The organism is Pseudomonas sp. A-B-19 (genome assembly GCF_019947515.1).
In the GTDB taxonomy this organism is placed as follows: Bacteria; Pseudomonadota; Gammaproteobacteria; order Pseudomonadales; family Pseudomonadaceae; genus Aquipseudomonas.
Genome location: NZ_JAGYGN010000024.1, coordinates 26,382 through 52,422, shown reverse-complemented (window position 1 = coordinate 52,422; position 26,041 = coordinate 26,382). Strand labels below are relative to the sequence as shown.

Genomic DNA, 26,041 nt, shown 5'->3' with positions numbered 1-26,041 from the left:
CAAAATGGCGTTCAATATCCACAACCGCAATCTGCTGAGCCTGGAACACCACACCCCTCGCGAATTGCGCTACCTGCTCGACCTGTCCCGCGACCTCAAGCGTGCCAAGTACACCGGCACCGAACAGCAGCATCTCAAGGGCAACAACATCGCGCTGATCTTCGAAAAGACTTCGACCCGCACCCGCTGCGCGTTCGAAGTTGCAGCCTATGATCAGGGCGCCAACGTCACCTACATCGACCCGAACTCCTCGCAGATCGGCCACAAGGAAAGCATGAAGGACACCGCCCGTGTGCTCGGGCGCATGTACGATGCCATCGAGTACCGTGGCTTCAAGCAGGAAATCGTCGAGGAACTGGCGAAGTTCGCCGGTGTGCCGGTGTTCAATGGCCTGACCGACGAATACCACCCAACGCAAATGATCGCCGACGTGCTGACCATGCGTGAGCACGCCGACAAGCCGATCCACGAAATCAGCTACGCCTACCTGGGCGATGCGCGCAACAACATGGGCAACTCGCTGCTGCTGATCGGCGCCAAGCTCGGCATGGACGTGCGCATCTGCTCGCCGAAAGCCCTGTGGCCGGCGGACGACCTGGTGGCCCGCTGCAAGCAATACGCAGAAGAAAGCGGCGCGCGCATCACCCTCACCGAAGACCCGAAAGCGGCGGTCAAGGGCGTGGACTTCATCCATACCGATGTGTGGGTGTCGATGGGCGAACCGGTCGAAGCCTGGGCCGAGCGCATCCAGCAACTGCTGCCCTATCAGGTCAACGCCGAACTGATGAAAGCCACCGGCAACCCGCGCACCAAGTTCATGCACTGCCTGCCGGCGTTCCACAACTGCGACACCAAGATCGGCAAGCAGATTGCCGAGCAGTACCCGCACCTGAGCAATGGCATCGAAGTGACCGATGACGTGTTCGAGTCGCCGGCCTGCATCGCCTTCGAGCAAGCGGAAAACCGCATGCACACCATCAAGGCGATTCTGGTGTCGACGCTGGCTGACCTCTAACGGCTTACTCGGCACCCACTGACGGAACACGGTCAATGTGGGAGCTGGCTTGCCTGCGATGGCAGCGCCGCGGTGCATCAGACAGACCGCGGCGATCCCATCGCGAGCAAGCTCGCTCCCACAGGATCGGGTTCCATCGACAGACCGAGTCGCCCGTTTACTTCTCTTTAAGAAGGACTGCACCATGCGTATTGTCGTAGCTCTGGGCGGTAATGCCCTGCTCCGCCGGGGCGAACCGATGACCGCTGACAACCAGCGCGCCAACATCCGGATCGCCACCGAACAGATCGCCAGGATCCATCCCGGTAACCAACTGGTCATCGCCCACGGCAATGGCCCGCAGGTCGGCCTGCTGTCTTTGCAGGCGGCGGCCTATACCTCGGTTTCGCCCTATCCGCTGGACGTGCTCGGTGCTGAAACCGAAGGCATGATCGGCTACATCATCGAACAGGAACTGGGCAACCTGCTGGACTTCGAAGTGCCCTTCGCGACCCTGCTGACCCAGGTCGAAGTCGATGCCAATGACCCGGCGTTCAAGAACCCGACCAAACCCATCGGCCCGGTCTACAGCAAGGCCGATGCGGAAAAACTGGCTGCCGAAAAAGGCTGGGCCATTGCCCCGGACGGCGACAAATACCGCCGCGTGGTCGCCAGCCCGAAACCGAAACGCATCTTCGAAATCCGTCCGATCAAATGGCTGCTGGAAAAAGGCAGCATCGTGATCTGCGCCGGTGGCGGCGGCATTCCGACCCTGTATACCTCGCCCGGCAAACTCGAAGGCGTCGAAGCGGTGATCGACAAAGACCTGTGCTCGGCACTGCTGGCCGAGCAACTTGAAGCCGATCTGCTGGTGATCGCCACCGACGTCAACGCCGCCTTCATCGACTTTGGCAAACCCACGCAGAAAGCCATCGCCCAGGCCCACCCCGACGAAATGGACAAACTCGGCTTCGCCGCCGGCTCCATGGGACCGAAGGTGCAGGCAGCCTGCGAATTCGCACGCCATACTGGAAAAGTCGCAGTGATCGGCTCGCTCGCGGACATCGAAGCGATTGTCCAGGGCACCGCCGGTACACGCATCAGTACGGCAACACCGGGCATCAGCTATCAATAAACGAAACTCCGCAGGCAGGCCTGGGGTCTGCCCTGATTCAAGACCTTTTGAAGGAGAGTCAACAATGGCAACGTTCGAGCCGGGTCACCTGCACATCGAGCGACACGCGCTGAGCAAGGGCGACGTCAGCTACAACATCCATATCGACTATGAAGTCAGCCAGGATCCCAAGGAAGGCAAAGGGATGCTGTTCAAAATGCACGGCAGCATTCAGAACAAGGACATGAGCGAGTCGTTCTTCCTGCCCAAGGACATGGCCTACAACTTCGCCAGCAACGTCACCAAGATTGCCGAGAAGCATGGCATCCCGAAAACCCATAGCAACATCGGCTCGATCCACAAGCATTACGACGCGATGTTCGAGGACGTGCGGGCGCAGTTGAACATGAAATCGGGCGACCCGGTCAAACCCGAGCACCTGGAGTAACCCCGGATTCTGTGAACACCACCGATCACTGTGGGAGCGAGCTTGCTCCGGGCGGCGTTCCGACGATAGCGGCCTGTCATCCAACATTGATGTTGACTGACACACTGCCATTGCGAGCAAGCTCGCTCCCACAGGGGATAATGTCGTCCTGAATATCGGCGGCACATTTCACCATTAGCCCGCCCCAAGGCATACTTGCCACCCTTCGTACTGCAGAACCCAAGACCGCCCCATGCGTATCCACGTCAGCTTCATCGACCGCGTCGGTATCACCCAGGAAGTCCTGGCCTTGCTCGGTGGGCGCAATCTGAACCTGGATGCGGTGGAAATGGTCCCGCCCAACGTTTATATCGACGCCCCGACCCTGAGCCCGCAAGTGCTCGAGGAATTGCGCGATGCCCTGTTCAGCGTGCGTGGCGTGCAAGCGGTAACGGTGGTCGACATCCTGCCCGGCCAGCGCCGACACTTGCAGCTCGACGCGTTGCTGGCGGCCATGACCGACCCGGTGCTGGCGCTGGACAGCGACGGCAAGGTGCTGCTGGCCAACCCGGCCCTGATCGCCCTGTACGGCCGCGAACCGAACGGTGAAAGCGTGGCCGAGCTGTTTAACGACCCGGCCTTGCTCGACGCCCTGCTCGAACACGGCTTTCGCCTGCCGCTGCGGGAAATCACCGTCAACGGCCAGACCCTGTTGCTCGACGCCACACCGATCACCGACGCCGGCGCCCTGCTGACCCTGTATCAACCGAACCGCATCGGCGAACGCCTTTCCGCACTGCACCATGACCACGCCGAAGGTTTTGACGCACTGCTCGGCGAGTCCCCGGTGATCCGCACCCTCAAGGCGCGCGCCCAGCGGGTGGCGGCCCTCGATGCACCGCTGTTGATCCAGGGTGAAACCGGCACCGGCAAGGAACTGGTGGCCCGGGCCTGCCACGCCATCAGCGCCCGGTACAGCTCACCGTTTCTGGCGTTGAACTGCGCGGCATTGCCGGAGAACCTCGCCGAAAGCGAACTGTTCGGCTACGCCCCCGGCGCCTTCACCGGCGCGCAACGAGGCGGTAAGCCGGGGCTCATGGAACTGGCCAACCAGGGCACGGTGTTTCTCGATGAAATCGGCGAGATGTCGCCGTATTTGCAGGCAAAATTGCTGCGTTTCCTCAACGACGGCAGCTTTCGCCGGGTCGGCGGAGACCGTGAGGTCAAGGTCAACGTACGGATCCTCAGCGCGACCCACCGCGACCTGGAGAAGATGGTCAGCGAAGGCCTGTTCCGCGAAGACCTGTTCTATCGCCTCAATGTCCTCAATGTTGAAGTCCCGCCGTTGCGTGAGCGCGGTCAGGACATTCTGCTGCTGGCCCGCTACTTCATGCAGCAGGCCTGTGCGCAGATCCAGCGCCCGATCTGTCGCCTGGCGCCGGGCACTTACCCGGCGCTGCTGGGCAACCGCTGGCCGGGCAACGTACGGCAATTGCAGAACGTGATCTTCCGTGCCGCGGCGATCTGCGAAAGCAGCCTGGTGGACATCGGCGACCTCGACATCGCCGGCACCTCGGTGGCCCGCCAGGGCGACCATGACGTCGACAGCCTGGAACAGGCCATGGACGAATTCGAGAAAACCCTGCTGGAAAAACTCTACGTCAGCTATCCCTCGACCCGGCAACTGGCGACCCGCCTGCAAACCTCCCACACCGCAATTGCCCATCGGTTGCGCAAGTACGGCATACCCAACAGGTCCTGACACTGCACACACCTGTAGGAGCTGGCTTGCCAGCGAAGGCGATTTTTGCCCCCCCCTCAAACTGATGTGGTGCGGGGTGGCCCATTCGCTGGCAAGCCAGCTCCTACAGAAATGCAGCGGCATTCAAAAACGACCTCTACCTGTACTGAAAGCGCTACAGCGGAACGATATCGCTACACCCCTCTCCGATCACGGCTGTGCAAGGCTTTGATCCACCTCGGCTTTTATCCTGGACATCTACCGTATCGATTTCGCTACAACGATTGATTTTCAGCCTTTATCGAAACCAACTAACCAATTGATAAATAACAATAAAAACAACATTGGCCGCATTCTTGCTAAGTAGTCCTCCATAACCCGGGCATCGCCCAAGCATTCAATCACGTCCACCAGACGAGTCTGGCCCCTTAGGAGTTTCCATGAGCGAGTTGCGTTTTACTGAAGATCACGAATGGCTGCGCACCGAAGCTGACGGCAGCGTCACGGTCGGCATCACCGCTTTCGCACAGAACGCCCTGGGCGACGTGGTTTTCGTTCAACTGCCTGAGCTGCAGGCCTACGACAAAGGCGCCGAAGCCGCCACCGTGGAATCGGTAAAGGCTGCCAGCGGCGTGTACATGCCACTGGACGGCGAAGTGCTGGAAGTGAACCCGGCGCTGGACAGCAGCCCGGAACTGGTCAACGAAGATCCGCTGGGCGAAGGCTGGTTCTTCCGCTTCCAGCCAAGCGACGCCTCGGCTGTCGCCCAACTGCTGGATCAGGACGCCTACGACCGCCTGATCAAAGCCCAAGCCGAAGCCTGAGGAGCGCTGACATGACCCAAGTCAATCTGACCACCGCCAACGAATTCATCGCCCGTCACATCGGCCCGCGCGCCGGTGACGAGCAAGCCATGCTCAACAGCCTTGGCTTCGACTCCCTGCAAGCCCTGAGCGCCAGCGTGATTCCCGACAGCATCAAGGGCACCAGCGTCCTCGGCCTGGAAGACGGCCTGAGCGAAGCCGATGCCCTGGCTTCGATCAAGGCTATCGCCGGCAAGAACCAGCTGTTCAAGACCTACATCGGCCAAGGCTACTACGGCACCCACACGCCGTCGCCGATCCTGCGCAACCTGCTGGAAAACCCGGCCTGGTACACCGCCTACACCCCGTACCAGCCAGAAATCTCCCAAGGCCGTCTCGAAGCGCTGCTGAACTTCCAGACCCTGATCAGCGACCTCACCGGCCTGCCGATCGCCAACGCCTCCTTGCTCGACGAAGCCACCGCCGCTGCCGAAGCCATGACCTTCTGCAAACGCCTGAGCAAGAACAAGGGCAGCCACCAATTCTTCGCCTCCGTGCATTGCCACCCGCAGACCCTCGACGTCCTGCGCACCCGTGCCGAGCCTTTGGGCATCGAAGTGGTGGTGGGCGATGAACGCGAACTGACCGACGTGACGCCGTTCTTCGGCGCCCTGCTGCAATACCCGGCAAGCAACGGTGACCTGTTCGATTACCGCGAGCTGACCGAACGCTTGCACGCCGCCAACGCCCTCGTTGCCGTGGCTGCCGACCTGCTGGCCCTGACCGTGCTGACCGCACCGGGCGAATTCGGCGCCGACGTGGCCATCGGCAGTGCACAGCGCTTCGGCGTGCCGCTGGGCTTCGGTGGCCCGCACGCGGCGTACTTCTCCACCAAGGACGCGTTCAAGCGTGACATGCCGGGCCGCCTGGTCGGTGTTTCCGTAGACCGTTTCGGCAACCCGGCCCTGCGCCTGGCCATGCAGACCCGCGAGCAACACATCCGTCGCGAGAAAGCCACCAGCAACATCTGCACCGCGCAAGTACTGCTGGCCAACATCGCCAGCATGTACGCCGTGTACCACGGTCCGAAAGGCCTGACGCAGATCGCCAATCGCATCCATCACCTGACTGCAATCCTGGCCAAAGGCTTGAGCGCATTGGGTCTGAACGTCGAGCAAGCGAGCTTCTTCGACACCCTGACCGTGAAGACCGGCGCGCAAACCGCCGCCCTGCACGACAAGGCACACGCCCAGCGCATCAACCTGCGCGTGGTCGATGGCGAGCGCCTGGGCCTGTCCCTGGACGAAACCACCACTCAGGCCGACGTTGAGGCCCTGTGGAGCCTGCTGTCCGACGGCAAGGCGCTGCCAGACTTCGCCGCCCTCGCCGCCTCGGTGCAAAGCGCCATCCCGGCAGCGCTGGTGCGTCAGTCGCCAATCCTCAGCCACCCGGTGTTCAACCGCTATCACTCGGAAACCGAGCTGATGCGCTACCTGCGCAAACTGGCGGACAAGGACCTGGCACTGGACCGCACCATGATCCCGCTGGGTTCGTGCACCATGAAACTCAACGCCGCCAGCGAAATGATCCCGGTGACCTGGGCCGAGTTCGGCGCCCTGCACCCATTCGCCCCCGCCGAGCAGAGTGCCGGCTATCAGCAACTGACCGACGAACTGGAAGCGATGCTCTGCGCCGCCACCGGTTATGACTCGGTGTCCCTGCAACCGAACGCCGGTTCCCAGGGTGAATACGCAGGTCTGCTGGCGATCCGTGCCTACCACCAGAGCCGTGGCGAAGACCGTCGCGACATCTGCCTGATCCCGTCGTCGGCCCATGGCACCAACCCGGCCACCGCCAACATGGCCGGCATGCGCGTGGTCGTCACCGCTTGCGATGCCCGCGGCAACGTCGACATCGAAGACCTGCGCGCCAAGGCCATCGAGCACCGCGAACACCTCGCCGCGCTGATGATCACCTACCCGTCGACCCACGGCGTGTTCGAAGAAGGCATCCGCGAAATCTGCGGCATCGTTCACGACAACGGCGGCCAGGTGTACATCGACGGCGCCAACATGAACGCCATGGTCGGCCTCTGCGCGCCGGGCAAGTTCGGCGGCGACGTGTCGCACCTGAACCTGCACAAGACCTTCTGCATTCCACACGGCGGTGGCGGCCCGGGCGTCGGCCCGATCGGCGTGAAATCGCACTTGGCACCATTCCTGCCAGGCCACGCGCAGATGGAACGCAAGGAAGGCGCCGTTTGCGCGGCACCGTTCGGCAGCGCGAGCATTCTGCCGATCACCTGGATGTACATTCGCATGATGGGTGGCGCGGGTCTCAAGCGTGCATCGCAGCTGGCGATCCTCAATGCCAACTACATCTCCCGTCGCCTCGAAGAGCACTACCCGGTTCTGTACACCGGCAGCAATGGCCTGGTGGCGCACGAGTGCATCCTCGACCTGCGTCCGCTCAAAGACAGCAGCGGCATCAGCGTCGATGACGTCGCCAAGCGCCTGATCGACTTCGGCTTCCACGCACCGACCATGTCGTTCCCGGTGGCCGGCACGCTGATGATCGAACCGACCGAAAGCGAATCCAAAGAAGAACTGGATCGCTTCTGCGACGCCATGATCCGCATCCGCGAAGAAATCCGCGCGGTGGAAAACGGCACCCTGGACAAGGACGACAACCCGCTGAAAAACGCGCCGCACACCGCCAAGGAGCTGGTCGGCGAGTGGTCGCACCCGTACAGCCGCGAGCAAGCGGTGTACCCGGTTGCGTCGCTGATCGAAGGCAAGTACTGGCCGCCGGTCGGTCGTGTCGACAACGTGTTTGGCGACCGCAACCTGGTCTGCGCCTGCCCGTCGATCGAAAGCTACGCTTAAACCAATGAGGGGGCGGGTTGCCCGCCCCTCTCAAGAACACCGCAACCCCTTGTAGGAGCTGGCTTGCCAGCGAAAACGGCGCATCAGCCGACACAAATGTTGCCTGACACAATGCTTTCGCTGGCAAGCCAGCTCCTACAGGCCCCGGTCTTCCCACAGATTTTTCCGCCTGTTCCTATAACAAGAAACCGGAGAACCACCATGTCGTTAAGCGTGTTCGACCTGTTCAAGATTGGCATCGGCCCCTCCAGTTCCCACACCGTCGGCCCGATGCGCGCCGCGGCGCGTTTCGTCGAAGGTCTGCGCCGTGAAGGGCTGCTGCCGGCCACCACCTGCGTCAAAGTCGAGCTGTACGGCTCGCTCGGCGCCACCGGTAAAGGCCACGGCAGTGACAAGGCGGTACTGCTGGGCCTGGAAGGCGAACACCCGGACACCGTGGATACGGAAACCGTCGCCGCGCGCCTGCAAGAAATCCGCAGCAACGCACGCTTGAACCTGCTCGGTGAACACAGCATTGCGTTCAACGAGAAAGAACACCTGGCGATGATTCGCAAACCGTTGCCCTATCACCCCAACGGCATGATTTTTCGTGCCTTCGACGCGGCGGGCCTGCAGATCCGCAGTCGCGAGTACTACTCGGTCGGCGGCGGTTTTGTGGTCGATGAGGACGCCGCCGGCGCCGACCGCATCGTCGAAGATGCCACCCCCCTGACCTTTCCGTTCAAAAGCGCCAAGGATCTTCTCGGTCATTGCGTCAAATACGGGCTGTCGATCAGCCAGGTGATGCTGACCAACGAAAGCGCCTGGCGTCCGGAAGCGGAAACCCGCGCTGGCCTGCTGAAAATCTGGCAGGTGATGCAGGACTGCGTCGCCGCCGGATGCCGCAACGAAGGCATCCTGCCTGGCGGGCTGAAGGTCAAACGCCGAGCCGCCGCGCTGCATCGGCAATTGTGCAAGAACCCTGAATCGTCTTTGCGCGACCCGTTGTCGGTGCTCGACTGGGTCAATCTCTACGCACTGGCGGTCAACGAGGAGAACGCCAACGGCGGGCGCGTCGTGACCGCACCCACCAACGGTGCAGCGGGGATCATTCCAGCGGTGTTGCACTACTACATGCGCTTTATCCCGGGCGCCAATGACGACGGCGTGGTGCGATTCCTGCTGACCGCCGCGGCCATCGGCATTCTGTACAAGGAAAACGCCTCGATCTCCGGCGCCGAAGTCGGCTGCCAGGGCGAAGTCGGCGTCGCCTGCTCGATGGCCGCCGGTGCCTTGTGTGAAGTGCTTGGCGGCACCGTGCAACAAGTGGAGAACGCCGCGGAAATCGGCATGGAACACAACCTCGGGCTGACCTGCGACCCGATTGGCGGGCTGGTGCAAGTGCCTTGCATCGAGCGCAACGCCATGGGCTCGGTCAAGGCCATCAATGCCGTGCGCATGGCCATGCGCGGCGACGGACAACACTTCGTCTCCCTCGACAAGGTCATCCGCACCATGCGCCAGACCGGCGCCGACATGAAAAGCAAATACAAGGAAACCGCCCGTGGCGGTTTGGCGGTCAACATTATCGAGTGCTGATGCGCGCTCATCTGCACCCTTCTTCAGGAGCTGAATATGTCCACCGAACAACTGTTGAAAACCCCGTTGCACGCACTGCACATCGAACTCGGCGCGCGCATGGTGCCGTTCGCCGGCTACGACATGCCCGTGCAATACCCGCTGGGCGTGATGAAAGAACACCAGCACACCCGCGACCAGGCCGGGCTGTTCGATGTCTCGCACATGGGCCAGATCCGCCTGACCGGCGCCAATGCCGCCAAGGCCCTGGAAACCCTGGTGCCGGTGGACATCATCGACCTGCCGGTGGGCATGCAGCGCTACGCCATGTTCACCAACGCGACCGGCGGCATCCTCGACGACCTGATGGTCGCCAACCTGGGTAACGACGAACTGTTCCTGGTGGTCAACGCCGCGTGCAAGGATCAGGACCTCGCACACCTGCGCCAGCACATTGGCGACCAGTGCACGATCGAGCCGTTGTTCGAAGAGCGCGCCCTGCTCGCCCTGCAAGGCCCTGTCGCCGTCACCGTACTGGCACGTCTCGCGCCTACCGTTGCGAAGATGACCTTCATGCAGTTCGCCCGCGTGAAACTGCTGGGCGTGGACTGCTTTGTCAGCCGCTCGGGCTACACCGGTGAAGACGGTTTCGAAATTTCCGTACCCGCCGCCGACGCCGAAGCCTTGGCTCGCGCTCTGCTGGCCGAACCGGAAGTGGCCGCCATCGGTCTTGGCGCCCGCGACTCCCTGCGCCTGGAAGCCGGCCTGTGCCTGTACGGCCACGACATGAACGCCGACACCACCCCGATCGAAGCAAGCCTGCTGTGGGCGATCTCCAAGCCACGTCGCGCCGATGGTGCGCGGGCCGGTGGTTTCCCTGGCGCCGAAACCGTATTCACTCAGCAACAGACAGGCGTGAACCGCAAACGTGTAGGCCTGCTACCCCAGGAACGTACACCCGTGCGTGAAGGTGCCGAGATCGTCAACGAAGCCGGCGACATCATCGGCAGCGTCTGCAGCGGCGGTTTCGGACCGACCCTGGGTGGGCCGCTGGCCATGGGTTATGTCGACAGCGCTTATATCGCACTGGACACACCCGTTTGGGCGATCGTTCGTGGGAAAAAGGTGCCTTTGCTTGTAAGCAAAATGCCATTTGTTCCACAACGCTACTATCGCGGCTGATTAAATGTTCCTATAAGTAACGCGGTTGCGTTAACTGCGCACTAATGTGTAACGCAACCGCCATAAAATAGTGCATTGTTTGGCTCTAAGCTTCGATTATGAACTTTGCTTATAACGATCGAAAGCAATTGAATAACGCTGGCGTATAAGGCCCCACTAGTGGACTGACTAAATGCCATCAACCTGAGGAAATACGGGCCTTCACGGGGCTTGTTTTTTCTCCCGTAGTTGGCGTAGAGTTTGTTCACTGTGTTTGCATGGGTCGCTTGGAATCGTGACCTGGGCAGTAGCCTACAAGTTAGCTACATCCCGTTCGACGTCTTCTTACTCTCCTGCAACCAGCCCCAGTACTCTTTCACAAGAAGGAGACTGTCATCAATTTTTTGCGTCAAAGGAAATAAGAAATGTCCCAACGTCAGAGCGGTACCGTCAAGTGGTTTAACGACGAGAAAGGTTTTGGTTTTATCACTCCTGAAAGCGGTCCGGATCTGTTCGTACATTTCCGCGCCATCCAGGGCAACGGCTTCAAGAGCCTGAAAGAAGGCCAGAAAGTGACTTTCATCGCCGTGCAGGGCCAGAAAGGCATGCAGGCCGACGAAGTACAAGCGGAAGGTTAATCTTCTGTAACGAAAAAGCCTCTGGTGCTGACATCGGGGGCTTTTTTGTGCGCGCAAATCCGTAAAATGGCTTCTTTTTCCGCCGAGAGCCTGCCATGTCGAAACACCTGCTTACCCCCCAGGGCGACTTTCCTGCCGCTGGCCTGGGTCGTCGCCTGGCAGCCATGTTCTATGATTTCCTGCTGTGTACCGCCCTCCTGATCGTCACCAGCGGCATCTACAAGATGATCCAGATGGCGATCATCGGCGAAGAAAGAATGCGCACCCTGACCGAAGCGGGCGCGCTGGACGGCGATCCCCTGCTCTCCACAGTGCTGCTGTTCGTATTGTTCGGCTTCTTCGCCAAATTCTGGACCTGGTCTGGCCAGACCCTGGGCATGCAAGTCTGGTGCATCCGCCTGCAGAACGCCGATGGCTCGTCCATCAGCCTGTGGCAGGCGCTGCTGCGCTTTGTGGTGTCGATTGCCTCGCTGCTTTGCGTTGGCCTGGGATTCTTCTGGTCGCTGTTCGACAAGCACAAACGCAGCTGGCATGACATGTACTCCAATACCCAGCTCGTACGTATTCCAAAGAAGACCAAGTAATTTTCCGACACAGAAACCACTGTGGGAGCGAGCTTGCTCGCGATGGCGTAGTGTCAGTCAATTTCAATGGTGACTGATACACCGCTATCGCGAGCAAGCTCGCTCCCACAGTTTTTTTGGGCCTGGTTGAAAGATCTCAGGCGTTACCGGCCAGCTTCATCCGCGCCGCCTGGGTGAAATCGAGCATGCGCTTGAGCGGCCGGATCGCCTGCGGGATCAGCGCCGGGTCGACAAAGATCTCGTTCGACCCTTCCTTCAACGCCTTGAGCGTGCGCTCAAGGGTGTTCATGGCCATCCACGGGCAATGCGCACAACTGCGGCACGTCGCGCCGTTACCTGCCGTTGGGGCCTCGATAAAGACCTTGTCGGGGCACAGCTGCTGCATCTTGTAGAAGATGCCGCGGTCGGTCGCCACGATCAGCGTCTTGTTCGGCAGGCTCTGGGCCGCCGCGATCAACTGACTGGTCGAACCCACGGCGTCCGCCAGTTCGATCACTGAGGTCGGTGACTCCGGGTGCACCAGGATCGCAGCATCCGGGTACAGCACCTTCATGTCTTCAAGCTGCTTGGACTTGAACTCTTCGTGAACGATACAGGCACCGTCCCACAGCAGCATGTCGGCACCGGTCTGGCGCTGGATGTAGGTCCCCAGGTGCTTGTCCGGGCCCCAGATGATGGTCTCGCCGTTGTCCATCAGGCTTTCGACGATCTCCAGCGCACAGCTTGAAGTCACCACCCAATCCGCTCGGGCCTTTACCGCAGCCGACGTGTTGGCGTACACCACCACCGTGCGCTCCGGGTGTTGATCGCAGAACGCGGAAAATTCGTCCACAGGGCAACCCAGGTCAAGCGAACAGGTCGCTTCGAGCGTCGGCATCAGCACGCGCTTTTCCGGGTTGAGGATCTTGGCGGTCTCACCCATGAACTTCACACCGGCGACGACCACGGTCTTGGCCGGATGGGCGTTGCCGAAACGAGCCATCTCCAGCGAGTCGGAGACACAACCGCCCGTCTCTTCGGCCAGCGCCTGAATCACAGGGTCACAATAGAAGTGGGCCACCAGCACCGCGTCCTGAGCCTTGAGCTCGGCAGCGATGGCGGCACGGTAATAAGCCTCTTCATCGGCGGTCAGCGGCTTGGGCTGCTTGGCGTCGAGGTGGGCTTGAACCAGAAGGCGTTCGGAAATTTGCGTCATGTTCGCAAGACCTGCAAGCGCATTTGCGCGAAAGTCGAGTATACACCCGGCTCCAGACCCATCGGGGTACCGCCGGGAAAGTGAGTATTGATCAGGCACGGACAGCGTTGAAGCTGCGCAAGGCTACAGAATATCCGACGGATGCAAAAGATGATTCTGACCTGCGTCATGCGCAGCACCCCGCAGCGAAGCGGACTTGAATCGCGGGCAAAAAAAAACCCGGAAATCCTCACTTGCGTGGGCCTTCCGGATTTTCTAAACCGCCAAAAATGGTGGGTCGTGTGGGATTCGAACCTACGACCAATTGGTTAAAAGCCAACTGCTCTACCAACTGAGCTAACGACCCGCTGTGTGGTGGCGCGTATAATACTGATTTTTAAGGACTATTCAACACCTATTTTGAAATAAATCAAAAATAAGGGGTTGGATCGCTGATTCCGGCCGCCGCAAAGCCTTCTGCACGCAGTCGGCAGCTGTCGCACTTGCCGCACGCACGGCCATCATCGTCTGCCTGATAGCAGGAAACGGTCAGCCCATAGTTCACGCCAAGCTTCACGCCCGCCTGGACGATCTGCGCCTTGCTGAGGTTTTGCAGCGGTGCCTGAATGCGGAAGCCATTGCCTTCCACGCCAGCTTTGGTCGCCAGGTTGGCCATGCGCTCGAACGACTCGATGAACTCGGGACGGCAGTCCGGGTAACCGGAGTAATCCACCGCATTGACGCCGATGAAGATGTCCCGCGCGCCGAGCACTTCAGCCCAACCCAGGGCCAGGGACAGGAACACCGTGTTGCGCGCCGGCACGTAAGTCACCGGAATGCCTTCACCGGGCTCCTCGGGAATCTCGATGCTGCTATCGGTCAACGCCGAGCCGCCCATGCCGTTCAGGTTCAGACCGATCACCTTGTGCTCGACCACCCCCAGGTCCCGTGCCACACGCTCGGCGGCGTACAGTTCGGCGTGAGAGCGCTGACCGTAGTCGAAGCTCATGGTGTAGCAGCTATAGCCTTCGGCGCGCGCCATGGCCACGACGGTCGCAGAGTCCAGGCCGCCGGACAGCAGGATGACCGCACGTTTTTCAGCAGTATTGAGTTGTTCAGTCATTTCAGCGCCCCGGCTCGTCATTCCATAGATATTTATGCAGCTGCAATTGCAAACGCACTGGCAGGTTGTCCGCCACCACCCAGTCCGCCAGATCCCGGGCATTGAGATCATGGTGACTTGGCGAGAACAGGACTTCGCCGGCACGCCGGTCAAGACCGTACTGGATCAGCTTGGAAACGGACCAGTCATAGTCCTCCCGCGAGCAGATGACAAACTTCACCTGATCGTTGGGCGTGAGCTGCTCAATGTTTTCGTAGCGGTTACGGTGCGCTTCCTTCGAACCCGGGGTTTTCAGGTCGACAACGCGACTGACCCGGGAATCTACCGCCGAGATATCAATAGAACCACTGGTTTCCAGCGACACTTCGTAACCGGCGTCACACAGGCGCTTGAGCAAGGGAATGGCGTTGGGTTGCGCCAGGGGCTCGCCGCCCGTGACACAGACATATCGCGGACGAAAACCGGCGACCTGCTCGAGGATATCGTCGAGGGTGCGGATGGTCCCACCGGTGAACGCGTAGGCGCTGTCGCAGTATTGGCAACGTAACGGACAACCGGTCAGGCGCACAAAAACAGTGGGCAGCCCCGCAGTCCGAGTTTCACCCTGCAACGAGTAGAAAACTTCGGTGATTCTCAATGTGTCTTGCATAGTCGCCACGGGCGTAACAGCTAAACAGGCTGTCCGCCTCCGTCAGGCACTTCAAGGAACCCCGGCAATGCGCAGATCCCAAAAAGCGTATTTCATAAAATGGGCGTGAATTCTAACGAAAAAACCCGCGACAAGCGCGGGTTTCTTCAAAGCCGGTCAAGCAGGCTTACATTTTCTGCAGATCGCGTTGGGCCAACTGAGCGGCGGAAGTGCCCGGATATTGGGACACCACCTGCTGCAAAATGCCTTTGACCCGGTCGGTATGACCCAGGCGGCGCTCCACATCAGCAAGCTTGTATAGCGAATCAGGCACTTTGGCGTGTTTCGGATACAGCTGCGAAACCTTGGCAAAGGCCTGACCTGCACCTTGCAGATCGCCTTTGGCCAGATTCACTTCGCCCAACCAGTACTGGGCATTGCCCGCGTACTGGCTATTGGGGTATTTGCGCAGGAATGCGGCGAAAGCCTGGCTGGCCTTGTCGAAATCCTTGGCCTTGATCAGGTCGAAGGCAGCATCGTAATACAGCTTTTCCTTCGCTGGATCTGCCGGCTCGCTACCCGCGGCAGGTGCTTGAGCAGCGGCTGCGCCAGCTGCCGCACCCGCGGCTGCACCGGGGGCGTTCAATCCGCCACCGGTGGAAGAATTTTCAGGAGTCGCGGCTGGTGCAACACCGGTTCCTATGCGCCGATCAAGATCCTGGTATCGCTCCAGGTTTTCCTGCTTCATGCGCGCTACATCGTTTTGCAGTTCTTCGATCACACCCTGTTGGCGCGAGATCTGCTCCTGCATTTGTTGCAGTTGGTTGAACAGCTGACCCTGTGCCGAGACAGGAGTCGAAACCCCTCCCCCGGCATAGGCGCCGTTCGTACCGTAACCCGCAGGCGGATAACTGCTCCCGCTATTGTTATAGCCGGAGTTGTCCTCGACCACAGGAACCGCAGCCCACACCGCAAGCGGTGCGAGGCTGAGAGCCAAAACAGTTACAGCACGACGGCACGTTCGCATGACGAATTACTTACGCAGTTCGACGCGACGGTTTTGAGCCCAGGACTGCTCGTCGTTGCCGGTAGCAACTGGACGCTCTTCGCCGTAGGAAACCAGTTCCAGCTGAGCTGGGGAAACGCCTTGCAGTACCAGGTAGCGCTGAACGGCTTTCGCACGACGCTCGCCCAGTGCCATGTTGTACTCACGAGTACCACGTTCGTCGGTGTTGCCTTCCAGAACAACGCGAGCGCCGTTTGCTTTCAGGTCTTTGGCGTGAACGTCCAGAGCGCGCATGGCTTCTGGCTTCAGGTCCGAGCTATCGTATTCGAAGTAGAAAGTGGTGATAGCGCGCAGGGCAGCTTCTTCGCTCAGGGAGCCGTCAACTGCACCAGTGTTTGCGCCGTAACCAGCGTTTGGATCTACCGCGCCTTCACCGGCATTGTCGCCGCCTTTGGACGAGCAACCTACAGCTACAGCCATGGCCAGTGCCAGCGCAGCAAATTTACCAAACTTCAGCATTTCCATCGTGAAACTCCTAATGAACCCCAGTGTGTTAAGTAAAACGTATAGCGCCGCGTCAGTTCAGGAAAGGGGACCAGGAAGGTTCTCTGACTTCGCCTTGTGCGGTAGGAAGCGGGAGCCTTACGCGTCCATTGATGGACACGAGCATCAAGACTCCCCGGCCCTGCTGGCGGGTGGCGTAGATTACCATGGTGCCGTTGGGCGCGACAGTGGGCGACTCGTCCAGAGTGCTATCAGTGAGGATCTTTACACTACCGCGTTGCAAATCCTGGGCCGCCACCTTGAAATTGGTGAAGCCATCCTGACGGTGAATCATGACAAGCGTCTTTTCATCAGCCGACAGTTTAGGGTTGGCGTTGTAGTTACCGACGAACGTCACACGCTCGGCACCGCCACCCCCCGCGCTGGTCTTGTAGATCTGCGGCTTGCCGCCACGGTCTGAGGTGAAGTAGATGGTTGAGCCATCCTTGCCCCAGAACGGTTCGGTGTTGATGCCAGGACCATTGGTGACGCGGGTGATCTGACGCGAACCCAGGTTCATCACATAGATGTCCGGGTTGCCGTCTTTGGACAGCACGAACGCCAGGCGATTGCCATCCGGCGACCAGGCTGGCGCACCGTTCAGGCCTTCGAAGTTGGTGATCTGCTCACGGCGACCGGTGTCGATGTTCTGCATGAAGATGCGTGGACGCTTCTGCTCGAAGGAGACATAAGCGATGCGCTTGCCATCCGGTGCGAAACGCGGCGACAGGATCGGCTCGCGCGATTGCAGCAGGGTCACGGCGCGGGCACCGTCGTAGTCCGAACGCTGCAGGGTGTAGCGAGTGTTGTTCTCGGAGAAACGCTCGGCTGTTACGTACAGCAGGCGAGTCGAGAAGGCCCCCTTGATACCCGTGAGTTTTTCGAACGACTGGTCGGAGATGTAGTGCGCCATGTCGCGCAACTGATCGACGCCGCCCGATACGCTGCCGGTCAGCACTTGCTGCTCGGTGGCCACGTTGAACAGTGCGTATTGCACCTGCAGGCGACCGCCCGCCGGCACGATGCTGCCGACCATGACGTACTGGGCACCCAGCGCCTTGAAGTCACGGAAGATGATTTCGCTGGCCTGGCTCGGCTGGCTGATCATGTTCTGCTTTGGAAGCGGCGAGTAGTAACCCGAGTTGCGCAGGTCGTTACCGATGATTTCCGCCATATCGTCCGGCAGCACGCTACCACCCTGGAAGCCGAACGGCACAACGGCGATCGGGGTCGCCCGATCGCTGCCGCTGGTAACCAGAATGTTTTTCTCATCTGCCATCGCCATCCCTGCCATGCAGCAGATAACGACCAGCATTCCTCGTAGAAGGTTTCTCACAAGGCTAGATCCTCAGGTGTGAATGTCATCTTGAATGAACGATACGGAGCGAAATCACTCGGCTTCATTCCCTGCATTTCTGTCAAACGTCCAATATTCTTCACCGCTGCAACAGCCGAGGCGTCAAACGGACCGTCGCCACTGGACCTGGACACACTGACCGAAGTCACCGTACCGTCCGGCAACATGCCGATTTGCAACACGACCGTCATGCCTTTGCGTGCCGAAGGAGGACGAGCCCAGCCTTCCGCTGCACGCGCACGAATCAGGTCATCGAAGCTGCCGGCGACTTCGTCGCCCTGCTCATCGGCCAAGGCCTGCTGACGCTGCGGCGTGTCGGAAAGCAAATCTGCCAGGGCCTGGGCCTTTTTGTCTTCGGCGGATTTACGTGCCGCGTCCTGCGATTTCTTCTTCGCAGCATCGGCAGTAGCTTTCTTCTTCGCTTCCTCGGCGACTTTCTTCTTCGCCTCCTCAGCTTCAGCTTTCTTCTTGGCGTCTTCCGCGGCTTTCTTCTTCGCGTCTTCGACGATCTTCTTCTTGGCTTCTTCAGCGGCCGCTTTCTTGGCCTCTTCTTCCGCCGCTTTCTTGGCTTCTTCTTCGGCTTTCTTCTTGGCTATATCAGCCAATTGTTTCTCTTCTGCCTTCTTCGCTTCCGCGGTTTTCTTCGCAGCGTCGGCTTTCTTGGCTTCATCAGCCTTTTTCGCCTCGTCCGCTTTCTTCGCCTCGTCAGCCTTCTTGGCTTCTTCGGCCTTTTGAGCCGCCTCTTCTTTCTTTTGTTCCGCAGCCTTCACCGCTTCCTGCTCGACCTTTTTCTGTTCCATCTGCTCGACTTCGGTCTGACGCGCAGCAGATTTCTGCGCTTCACCGGCAATCTTCTGATTGGTCTGGGTGGTCGCCCGACTTTTCGATTTCAGCTGGTACAAGGTCGCCTGGACAATCGGCTTGGCCGGCGGCAGTTCCGGGGTAAAGGCAAAACTGACGAACAGCATGCCGAACACCAGCACGTGCAAGCCAATCGCCCAGACACTAGGCCAGAAGTAGCTTTCCGAGGCGGACGGCTCTCGCTGTTGCTGCATCAGGGGGCCTCGGTAATCAAGCCAACATTACCGACCCCGGCTTTCTGCAACCCGCCCATGGCGCCCATGACGGAGCCGTAATCGACACTCTTGTCGCCGCGAATGAAGACCTGGGTACGCTTGCCGCCTTCGTTGCCGACGCGAATGATCTTGGTCACCGCGTCAGTCATCTGCGGCAGCGTCATGGCCCGATCCTGCTGCTTTTCGGTGTCGACTTCGCTGCCAAGGTTCCAGTAGTAGGTCTTGTCGGATTTGATGGAAATGGTCAGGACCTGAGTGTTGTTGTCCTGCGGCAAGGCTTCGCTGGAAACCTTGGGCAGATCAACTTTCACGCCCTGATTGAGCATCGGCGCGGTCACCATGAAGATGACCAGCAGCACCAACATCACGTCGATGTAAGGCACCACGTTCATCTCGGCGACCGGCTTGCGCTTTTTGCGAGCTCGAGCGATTAAAGCCATTGGAAATTACCTGCTTATTCTTCGCTGGTGTGCACTTTGCGGTGCAGGATCGCCTGGAACTCGTCGGCGAAGGTGTAGTAGCGGCCCAGCAGGGTTTCGCTGCGAGCAGCAAAACGGTTGTAGGCGATAACGGCTGGAATGGCAGCGAACAGACCGATCGCCGTGGCGATCAGTGCTTCGGCGATACCCGGGGCCACAGTGGCCAGGGTCGCTTGCTGGGCAGTCGCCAGACCACGGAAGGAGTTCATGATCCCCCAAACGGTACCGAACAGACCGATATACGGGCTGACGGAACCGACGGTGGCCAGGAAGGGCAGGCTCTGCTCGAGCTTTTCTTCTTCGCGGGAAATGGCGACGCGCATGGCACGGGCCACGCCTTCCATGACTGCTTCCGGGTCAACGCCTGGCTGCTGGCGCAGACGGGAAAATTCCTTGAAACCGGCACGGAAGATTTGCTCGACACCCGAATCAGGGTCCGGGTTGCTGCCGGCCTGACGGTACAGCTTGGACAGGTCGATACCCGACCAGAAGCGCTCTTCAAAGCTCTCCAGGGCACGTCGACCGGCGCGCAGCAGGTTGCTGCGCTGAAAGATCATGATCCACGAGGTCACCGATGCGGCTACCAGGATCAGCATTACCAGTTGCACCACGATACTGGCATTGCTGACCAGGCTCCACATGGAGGAATGGTCGACGACGTTAGCTTCCACGCTTTATCTCCTGCTTTGAGTGTGTACCCGCGCCGCTCACGTCGGCAAAGGCCGCTCGTAGAGCTTCGGGAATGGCCCGGGGTTTCAAACTTTCAGTGCGCACACAGGCCACCAGAAACTGCCCTTCGCAGAGCAGTGCATTATCCGTTGCCCGCCTGACCTGCTGCTTGAAGCGCAGGCTGGCACGGTTCAATTCGATTACTTCAGCGCTTACCAGCAGCTCGTCGTCCAGTCGCGCCGGCGCGTGGTAGCGCGCTTCGCTGGAATGCACGACGAACAACAGGTCCTCCCCGGCAAGCTGCGACTGGGCAAAGCCCAGATCTCGTAGCCGCTCGGTTCGAGCCCGTTCCATAAACTTGAGGTAATTAACGTAATACACGATGCCCCCCGCATCGGTGTCCTCGTAATAAACGCGACAGCGATGTGCGAAAGGCTCAAGCCCGTTTTGCGCGCGCATACTCTAGTGCTTACTCCTCAGGTTGCCAATCCGGCATGGCAACTGTTTTTCATTGTTCTGCGGCTTTCACGTAAAAGTACGGTCCTGGGACCCTACATTGCCCGAAAAAATCAGCACGCAATGTTAATTAATCGTCAGCGGCATCGAGAAAATCGTCTACCACGGGCATTTCGCCCAATCGTGACGGAATGTTTAAACCGAAATGCAGGTAGGCATGCCGCGTCACCACCCGCCCCCGTGGCGTACGCATGATGTAGCCCTGCTGGATCAGATAGGGCTCCAGTACGTCTTCAATGGTGTGACGCTCTTCGCTGATGGCAGCGGCCAGGCTGTCGACCCCGACTGGTCCGCCGTCGAACTTCTCGATCATGGTCAACAACAGACGCCGGTCCTGGTGATCGAAGCCACGTTCGTCGACGTCCAGCAGGTTCAGCGCCAGGTCGGCAATCGGCTTGGTGATATGCCCCTTGGCGCGAACTTCGGCGAAATCACGCACCCGGCGCAGCAGCCTGTTGGCGATCCGCGGGGTGCCACGGGCACGGCGGGCGATTTCGAAAGCGCCTTCCGGGTCCAGCGGCAAACCAAGGATGCTTGCCGAGCGACTGACAATCGTCGACAGATCGGCGGTGTTGTAGAACTCCAGGCGCTGGACAATCCCGAAACGGTCTCGCAACGGATTGGTCAGCATCCCTGCCCGCGTCGTTGCGCCGACCAGGGTGAACGGCGGCAGATCCAGCTTGATCGAACGCGCGGCCGGGCCTTCGCCGATCATGATATCGAGCTGGAAATCTTCCATGGCCGGGTACAGTACTTCTTCGACAATCGGCGACAACCGATGGATCTCGTCGATAAACAGTACGTCGTGAGGCTCCAGGTTGGTCAGCAGCGCCGCCAGGTCACCGGGGCGTTCCAGCACCGGCCCCGAGGTGCTCTTGATCGACACGCCCATTTCCTGGGCGATGATGTTGGCGAGAGTGGTCTTGCCCAGGCCGGGCGGCCCGAAGATCAGCGTGTGGTCCAGGGACTCGTTCCGACCGCGAGCGGCTTGAATGAACAACTCCATCTGCTCGCGAACGGTCGGCTGGCCAATGTATTCGGCCAGGCTGACCGGGCGAATCGCCCGGTCCTGGACTTCTTCGCGCTCACGCGGACTGTGCGTGGCAGTAATCAGACGATCAGCTTCAATCACTTAGATCATTCCCTTCAAGGCGCGGCGGATCATGTCTTCGCTGCTCAAACCTTTCTCTTTGATTGCAGAAACCGCCTTGCTGGCCTCCTGGGGCTTGTAGCCCAGGGAAATCAAGGCGCTGACGGCATCAGTCTCGGCAGTGTTCACCGGGGCTGGCCCATCCGGCTGGTTCGGCACCAGAGCGAACATGGCCGGTACGGTTTCCCAGGCCTTGAAGCGATCCTTGAGTTCCACCAGCAAGCGTTCGGCGGTTTTCTTGCCGACGCCCGGGACCTTGGTCAGCGCCGACGTGTCCTGGGACTGTACGCAACGAACCAGCTCGTCGACCTCCAGGCTCGACATCAAGGCCAGCGCCAGCTTCGGCCCGACACCATTGAGGCGGATCAACTCGCGAAAAAAGTCGCGTTCACGCCTGCCGACAAAACCATAGAGCAAATGTGCGTCTTCGCGCACGACCAAATGGGTGTGCAAGGTCAGCGGTTCACCGACCGACGGCAAGCGGTAAAGGGTCGTCATGGGCACTTCAAGTTCATAGCCCAGGCCATTTACATCCAGAATCAGATGCGGAGGCTGCTTCTCAGCCAGGGTGCCGCGCAAACGTCCAATCACGTTACAAATCCTTGAGCGTTGGCCAGCTCTGGGCCAGCGACTGATAGGGCGAGGGAATGCCGCCGACAACCCGGGCGAAACGCTCCCACTCCATAAAAATGATTGCTGATGCTATCAGAGACGCAGGCGCCCGCCACGACTGCGTGCTGCGCCCAGACCATGGGGCAACAGGCTGGAGCGGGTGTGAGCATGGCAGATGGCAATGGCCAGGGCGTCCGAAGCATCGATCTGCGGTTTGCTGGTGAGCTTGAGCATGTGCATGACCATCATCTGCACCTGCTCCTTATTGGCCGCGCCGGTACCGACGACCGCCTGCTTGACCTGGGTTGCGGTGTATTCGGCAATTTCCAGGCTTTCCTCGGCACCTGCCACGATCGCGGCGCCACGGGCCTGGCCCAGTTTCAGGGCGGAGTCGGCGTTACGGGCCATGAACACCTTTTCGATGCCCATGGTCACCGGATGGTAAGTCTGAATGATCTCCCGCACCCCGCGATAGACAATCTGCAGTCGCTCATGCAGCTCGCCGGCACCGGTGCGGATGCAACCGGAGGCGACGTACTCACAGCCACGGCCGGTATCACGAACCACACCATAACCGGTGATGCGCGAACCGGGGTCGATACCAAGAATCAAAGTCATAACGCCTGCAAAGCTGATGCGAATGTCCGAGGGAACTGTAGGAGCTGGCTTGCCAGCGAAGAGGCCCTTTGAACTTGTGCAAGTCTTGAGGCCGCATTCGCTGGCAAGCCAGCTCCTACAATGGCAATGGCGATCAGCCTAGTTGTTGGGCGACCGATTCCGGAATCTCCGCGTTGGAATAGACGTTTTGCACGTCGTCCAGGTCTTCGAGCATGTCGATCAGCTTGAGGACTTTCTCGGCGCCTTCCAGATCGAGCTCGGCGCTGGTGGTCGGCAACATGACGATTTCCGCGTCGTCACCTTTGAAACCCGCCGCTTCCAGTGCGTTACGCACGGAATAGAACCCGGCAAACGAGGTAAAAACGTCGATGGAACCGTCTTCGTTGGTCACCACGTCATCCGCGTCGGCCTCCATGGCCGCTTCCATCAGCGCATCTTCGTCAACGCCGGCCGCGAAGGATATCTGCCCCTTGCGTTCGAACAGATAGGCCACCGAACCGTCAGTCCCCAGGTTGCCGCCGCACTTGCTGAACGCGTGACGAACGGCAGCTGCGGTGCGATTGCGGTTGTCGGTCATGCATTCGACCATCACCGCGACGCCACCGGGGCCGTAGCCTTCGTAGGTCAGTTCGACCATGTCGTCGGTATCGGCGGCACCGGCACCACGAGCGACCGCCCGATCAATGATGTCACGACTCATGTTCGCGCCAAGGGCCTTGTCCAATGCCAGGCGCAGACGCGGGTTGGAACCTGGATCACCGCCGCCCTGACGAGCCGCGACGGTCAGTTCACGAATCCACTTGGTGAAAATCTTGCCTTTTTTGGCATCCTGACGTTCTTTGCGGTGCTTGATGTTCGCCCACTTGGAATGACCTGCCATAACTCGCTCCGAATTCTCTTTGAAACATTGCCCGCTGCGCTGCATTGCGCCGGCCGACAAACAAAAATCTTGAACCGCTCTGCCTATAAAGAAAAGGCGCATCCGCAGATGCGCCCTTCAGATCAGCCTTACTCGGCCTTAGGCGTTTCGCGCAGGCGAATGTGCAGCTCGCGCAATGCCTTGGCATCCACCTGACCCGGTGCCTGAGTCATGACGTCCGCCGCGCTCTGGGTTTTCGGGAAGGCGATCACTTCACGGATCGACTGGGCGCCGGTCATCAGCATCACCAGACGGTCCAGACCGAAGGCCAGGCCACCGTGCGGCGGCGCACCGTATTTCAAGGCGTCGAGCAGGAAGCCGAACTTCTCTTCCTGTTCCGCTTCGTTGATGCCCAGCAGACGGAACACCGACTGCTGCATCTCTTTGCGGTGGATACGGATCGAACCGCCACCCAGTTCGGTGCCGTTCAACACCATGTCGTAGGCACGGGACAGAGCGCCAGCCGGGTTGGCTTCCAGCTCTTGCGGGGTGCACTTCGGTGCGGTGAACGGGTGGTGCAAGGCGGTGAAGCTGCCGTCGTCGTTTTCTTCGAACATCGGGAAGTCGACGACCCACATTGGCGCCCACTTGCAGGTCAGCAGGTCCAGGTCGTGGCCGAGCTTGATCCGCAGCGCGCCCAGGGCTTCGCTGACAATCTTCGCCTTGTCGGCGCCGAAGAACACGATGTCGCCATCGACCGCACCCACGCGATCAAGGATCACGTTCAGGTTGGCCTCAGGGATGTTTTTCACGATCGGCGATTGCAGACCTTCAACACCGGCAGCGCGCTCGTTGACCTTGATGTACGCCAGGCCCTTGGCACCGTAGATACCGACAAACTTGGTGTAATCGTCGATCTGCTTGCGCGGCATGCTTGCCCCACCTGGAACGCGCAAGGCAGCGATGCGGCATTTCGGGTCGTTGGCCGGGCCGCTGAACACCTTGAAGTCGACTTCTTTCAGTTGATCGGCAACGTCAACCAGTTCCAGCGGGTTACGCAGGTCCGGCTTGTCGGAACCGTAACGGCGCATGGCTTCTTCGAAGGTCATGTGCGGGAAATCACCGAATTCCAGATCCAGCACTTCCTTGAACAGGTTGCGGATCATGGCTTCGGTCAGGCCCATGATGTCTTTTTCATCGAGGAAGCTGGTCTCGATATCGATCTGGGTGAATTCCGGCTGACGGTCGGCACGCAGGTCTTCATCACGGAAGCACTTGGCGATCTGGTAGTAACGGTCGAAGCCGGCCACCATCAGCAGTTGCTTGAACAGCTGCGGCGATTGCGGCAAGGCGAAGAACGAACCGGCATGGGTACGGCTCGGTACCAGGTAGTCGCGCGCGCCTTCCGGGGTGGCACGGGTCAGGATCGGCGTCTCGACGTCGAGGAAGCCGTTCTCGTCCAGGAAGCGGCGGATGCTGGTGGTCATGCGCGAACGCAGACGCAGCTTCTCGGCCATTTCCGGGCGACGCAGGTCGAGGAAGCGATAGCGCAGGCGGGTTTCTTCGCCGACGTCGGAGAACTCGTTCAACGGGAACGGCGGGGTTTCCGATTCGTTCAGCACTTCCAGCTCATAACCGAGGACTTCGATCATGCCCGACGCCATGTTGGCGTTGGTCGCACCAGCCGGACGCAGGCGAACCTTGCCGGTGATCTTCACGACGTATTCGCTGCGCACGCGATCGGCGGCGGCGAAGGTTTCAGCGCGGTCCGGATCGAACACGACCTGAGCCAGACCATCACGATCACGGATATCGAGGAAAATCACCCCACCGTGGTCACGGCGACGATGGACCCATCCGCAAAGGGTAATTTCCTGGCCGTCCAGGCTTTCGTTCAGTTGGCCGCAATAATGGCTGCGCATCATGGTCGTGGTTTCACTTCTCGTAATTCGAAATTCGGTGGAGATCCTGCAACAGCCCCGCCTTTAAAAAGTCGCCGGGCGATGCAAGAGCACGCGTGTCGTTCAACTCAGGTTCCAGACCTTAGTCAGCTTTGTCGCCGCCGGCCAGGTTCTTCTTGGATCCGGTCTTGAAATCGGTTTCGTACCAACCCGTGCCGCTGAGGCGGAAGCCCGGCATGGACAGCAACTTTTTAAGCTCTGGCGCCTGACAGGCAGGGCAGTCGACCAGCGGTGCATCGCTGATCTTTTGAATGGCTTCCAACTGATGACCACAGGAAGCACATTGATAATCGTACATCGGCATGGAGGTTGTCTCGGCGATCAGATTGCTACCGCACACACAGGGTTTTGCGGCAAAGGGCGGGA

At 59.9% G+C, this 26,041-nt stretch carries 26 protein-coding genes and 1 tRNA gene; 10 read left to right on the top strand and 17 right to left on the bottom strand.

Annotated elements, in window-relative coordinates; translation table 11 throughout:
* The first annotated feature begins 4 nt into the window (after positions 1 to 4).
* The 10 genes from KGA81_RS22960 to KGA81_RS22915 all read left to right on the top strand — a co-directional run bounded on the left by KGA81_RS22960 (position 5) and on the right by KGA81_RS22915 (position 11,904).
* On the top strand, positions 5 to 1,015 hold the full coding sequence (locus KGA81_RS22960; protein ID WP_223548740.1) for an ornithine carbamoyltransferase: 1,011 nt from the start codon (positions 5 to 7) through the stop codon (positions 1,013 to 1,015).
* 184 nt (positions 1,016 to 1,199) lie between these two features.
* Positions 1,200 to 2,129 (top strand): carbamate kinase, encoded by a 930-nt coding sequence (gene arcC, locus KGA81_RS22955; RefSeq protein ID WP_223548738.1) that lies wholly within the window; start codon positions 1,200 to 1,202, stop codon positions 2,127 to 2,129.
* A 64-nt stretch (positions 2,130 to 2,193) separates the two neighbouring features.
* Positions 2,194 to 2,556: a DUF5064 family protein gene (locus KGA81_RS22950; protein ID WP_223548736.1), complete on the top strand. Its 363-nt coding sequence runs from the start codon at positions 2,194 to 2,196 to the stop codon at positions 2,554 to 2,556.
* Between the two features lie 232 nt (positions 2,557 to 2,788).
* Positions 2,789 to 4,297: a sigma-54-dependent transcriptional regulator gene (locus KGA81_RS22945; protein ID WP_223548734.1), complete on the top strand. Its 1,509-nt coding sequence runs from the start codon at positions 2,789 to 2,791 to the stop codon at positions 4,295 to 4,297.
* A gap of 419 nt (positions 4,298 to 4,716) precedes the next feature.
* Positions 4,717 to 5,100 carry a glycine cleavage system protein GcvH gene (gene gcvH, locus KGA81_RS22940; RefSeq protein WP_223548731.1) on the top strand — a complete coding sequence of 128 codons (384 nt, stop codon included), beginning with the start codon at positions 4,717 to 4,719 and terminating at the stop codon, positions 5,098 to 5,100.
* A gap of 11 nt (positions 5,101 to 5,111) precedes the next feature.
* Positions 5,112 to 7,964 carry an aminomethyl-transferring glycine dehydrogenase gene (gcvP, locus tag KGA81_RS22935; RefSeq protein ID WP_223548729.1) on the top strand — a complete coding sequence of 951 codons (2,853 nt, stop codon included), beginning with the start codon at positions 5,112 to 5,114 and terminating at the stop codon, positions 7,962 to 7,964.
* A 201-nt stretch (positions 7,965 to 8,165) separates the two neighbouring features.
* Positions 8,166 to 9,542 carry an L-serine ammonia-lyase gene (locus KGA81_RS22930; RefSeq protein ID WP_223548727.1) on the top strand — a complete coding sequence of 459 codons (1,377 nt, stop codon included), beginning with the start codon at positions 8,166 to 8,168 and terminating at the stop codon, positions 9,540 to 9,542.
* 36 nt (positions 9,543 to 9,578) lie between these two features.
* Positions 9,579 to 10,703 carry a glycine cleavage system aminomethyltransferase GcvT gene (gcvT, locus tag KGA81_RS22925; protein ID WP_223548725.1) on the top strand — a complete coding sequence of 375 codons (1,125 nt, stop codon included), beginning with the start codon at positions 9,579 to 9,581 and terminating at the stop codon, positions 10,701 to 10,703.
* 404 nt (positions 10,704 to 11,107) lie between these two features.
* Entirely contained in the window at positions 11,108 to 11,320 is a 213-nt protein-coding gene (locus tag KGA81_RS22920) for a cold-shock protein (protein ID WP_007931076.1), read from the top strand.
* Positions 11,321 to 11,415: 95 nt separating this feature from the next.
* Positions 11,416 to 11,904: an RDD family protein gene (locus KGA81_RS22915; RefSeq protein WP_223548723.1), complete on the top strand. Its 489-nt coding sequence runs from the start codon at positions 11,416 to 11,418 to the stop codon at positions 11,902 to 11,904.
* Between the two features lie 136 nt (positions 11,905 to 12,040).
* Here the strand turns inward: KGA81_RS22915 and nadA are convergent, their stop codons facing one another.
* The 17 genes from nadA to KGA81_RS22830 form a co-directional block, all read right to left on the bottom strand.
* Entirely contained in the window at positions 12,041 to 13,099 is a 1,059-nt protein-coding gene (gene nadA / locus KGA81_RS22910; protein WP_223548721.1) for a quinolinate synthase NadA, read from the bottom strand.
* A gap of 270 nt (positions 13,100 to 13,369) precedes the next feature.
* A tRNA-Lys gene (locus KGA81_RS22905) sits at positions 13,370 to 13,445 on the bottom strand.
* Between the two features lie 63 nt (positions 13,446 to 13,508).
* Complete coding sequence (gene queC, locus KGA81_RS22900; protein WP_223548719.1) at positions 13,509 to 14,201, bottom strand: 7-cyano-7-deazaguanine synthase QueC; 693 nt, start codon at positions 14,199 to 14,201, stop codon at positions 13,509 to 13,511.
* 1 nt (position 14,202) lies between these two features.
* Entirely contained in the window at positions 14,203 to 14,850 is a 648-nt protein-coding gene (queE, locus tag KGA81_RS22895; RefSeq protein WP_223548717.1) for a 7-carboxy-7-deazaguanine synthase QueE, read from the bottom strand.
* A 166-nt stretch (positions 14,851 to 15,016) separates the two neighbouring features.
* A complete protein-coding gene (ybgF, locus tag KGA81_RS22890) occupies positions 15,017 to 15,856 on the bottom strand; it encodes a tol-pal system protein YbgF (protein ID WP_223548715.1) in 840 nt (279 codons plus the stop codon).
* A 6-nt stretch (positions 15,857 to 15,862) separates the two neighbouring features.
* The gene (gene pal, locus KGA81_RS22885; protein ID WP_003178634.1) at positions 15,863 to 16,360 is read right to left on the bottom strand and encodes a peptidoglycan-associated lipoprotein Pal; all 498 of its coding nucleotides are present in this window, start codon (positions 16,358 to 16,360) and stop codon (positions 15,863 to 15,865) included.
* A 52-nt stretch (positions 16,361 to 16,412) separates the two neighbouring features.
* Positions 16,413 to 17,693, bottom strand: coding sequence for a Tol-Pal system beta propeller repeat protein TolB (tolB, locus tag KGA81_RS22880; RefSeq protein WP_218427092.1), 1,281 nt, complete (start codon positions 17,691 to 17,693; stop codon positions 16,413 to 16,415).
* A 17-nt stretch (positions 17,694 to 17,710) separates the two neighbouring features.
* The gene (gene tolA / locus KGA81_RS22875) at positions 17,711 to 18,790 is read right to left on the bottom strand and encodes a cell envelope integrity protein TolA (protein WP_223548713.1); all 1,080 of its coding nucleotides are present in this window, start codon (positions 18,788 to 18,790) and stop codon (positions 17,711 to 17,713) included.
* Entirely contained in the window at positions 18,790 to 19,242 is a 453-nt protein-coding gene (gene tolR, locus KGA81_RS22870) for a protein TolR (RefSeq protein WP_162135951.1), read from the bottom strand. The genes tolA and tolR overlap by 1 nt, the downstream gene beginning before the upstream one ends.
* 23 nt (positions 19,243 to 19,265) lie before the next feature.
* Positions 19,266 to 19,961 (bottom strand): protein TolQ, encoded by a 696-nt coding sequence (tolQ, locus tag KGA81_RS22865; RefSeq protein WP_008147369.1) that lies wholly within the window; start codon positions 19,959 to 19,961, stop codon positions 19,266 to 19,268.
* Positions 19,951 to 20,418 (bottom strand): tol-pal system-associated acyl-CoA thioesterase, encoded by a 468-nt coding sequence (gene ybgC / locus KGA81_RS22860; RefSeq protein ID WP_057713518.1) that lies wholly within the window; start codon positions 20,416 to 20,418, stop codon positions 19,951 to 19,953. Before ybgC ends, tolQ begins: the two co-directional genes overlap by 11 nt.
* Positions 20,419 to 20,545: 127 nt before the next feature.
* Complete coding sequence (ruvB, locus tag KGA81_RS22855; RefSeq protein WP_223548711.1) at positions 20,546 to 21,607, bottom strand: Holliday junction branch migration DNA helicase RuvB; 1,062 nt, start codon at positions 21,605 to 21,607, stop codon at positions 20,546 to 20,548.
* On the bottom strand, positions 21,608 to 22,216 hold the full coding sequence (gene ruvA, locus KGA81_RS22850; RefSeq protein WP_223548709.1) for a Holliday junction branch migration protein RuvA: 609 nt from the start codon (positions 22,214 to 22,216) through the stop codon (positions 21,608 to 21,610).
* A gap of 114 nt (positions 22,217 to 22,330) precedes the next feature.
* Entirely contained in the window at positions 22,331 to 22,855 is a 525-nt protein-coding gene (ruvC, locus tag KGA81_RS22845) for a crossover junction endodeoxyribonuclease RuvC (protein WP_008015799.1), read from the bottom strand.
* A gap of 133 nt (positions 22,856 to 22,988) precedes the next feature.
* Complete coding sequence (locus KGA81_RS22840; protein WP_223548707.1) at positions 22,989 to 23,735, bottom strand: YebC/PmpR family DNA-binding transcriptional regulator; 747 nt, start codon at positions 23,733 to 23,735, stop codon at positions 22,989 to 22,991.
* A 128-nt stretch (positions 23,736 to 23,863) separates the two neighbouring features.
* Positions 23,864 to 25,639 carry an aspartate--tRNA ligase gene (aspS, locus tag KGA81_RS22835; protein WP_223548705.1) on the bottom strand — a complete coding sequence of 592 codons (1,776 nt, stop codon included), beginning with the start codon at positions 25,637 to 25,639 and terminating at the stop codon, positions 23,864 to 23,866.
* Positions 25,640 to 25,757: 118 nt separating this feature from the next.
* A complete protein-coding gene (locus KGA81_RS22830) occupies positions 25,758 to 25,979 on the bottom strand; it encodes an FmdB family zinc ribbon protein (RefSeq protein ID WP_032829812.1) in 222 nt (73 codons plus the stop codon).
* Between the last annotated feature and the right edge of the window lie 62 nt (positions 25,980 to 26,041).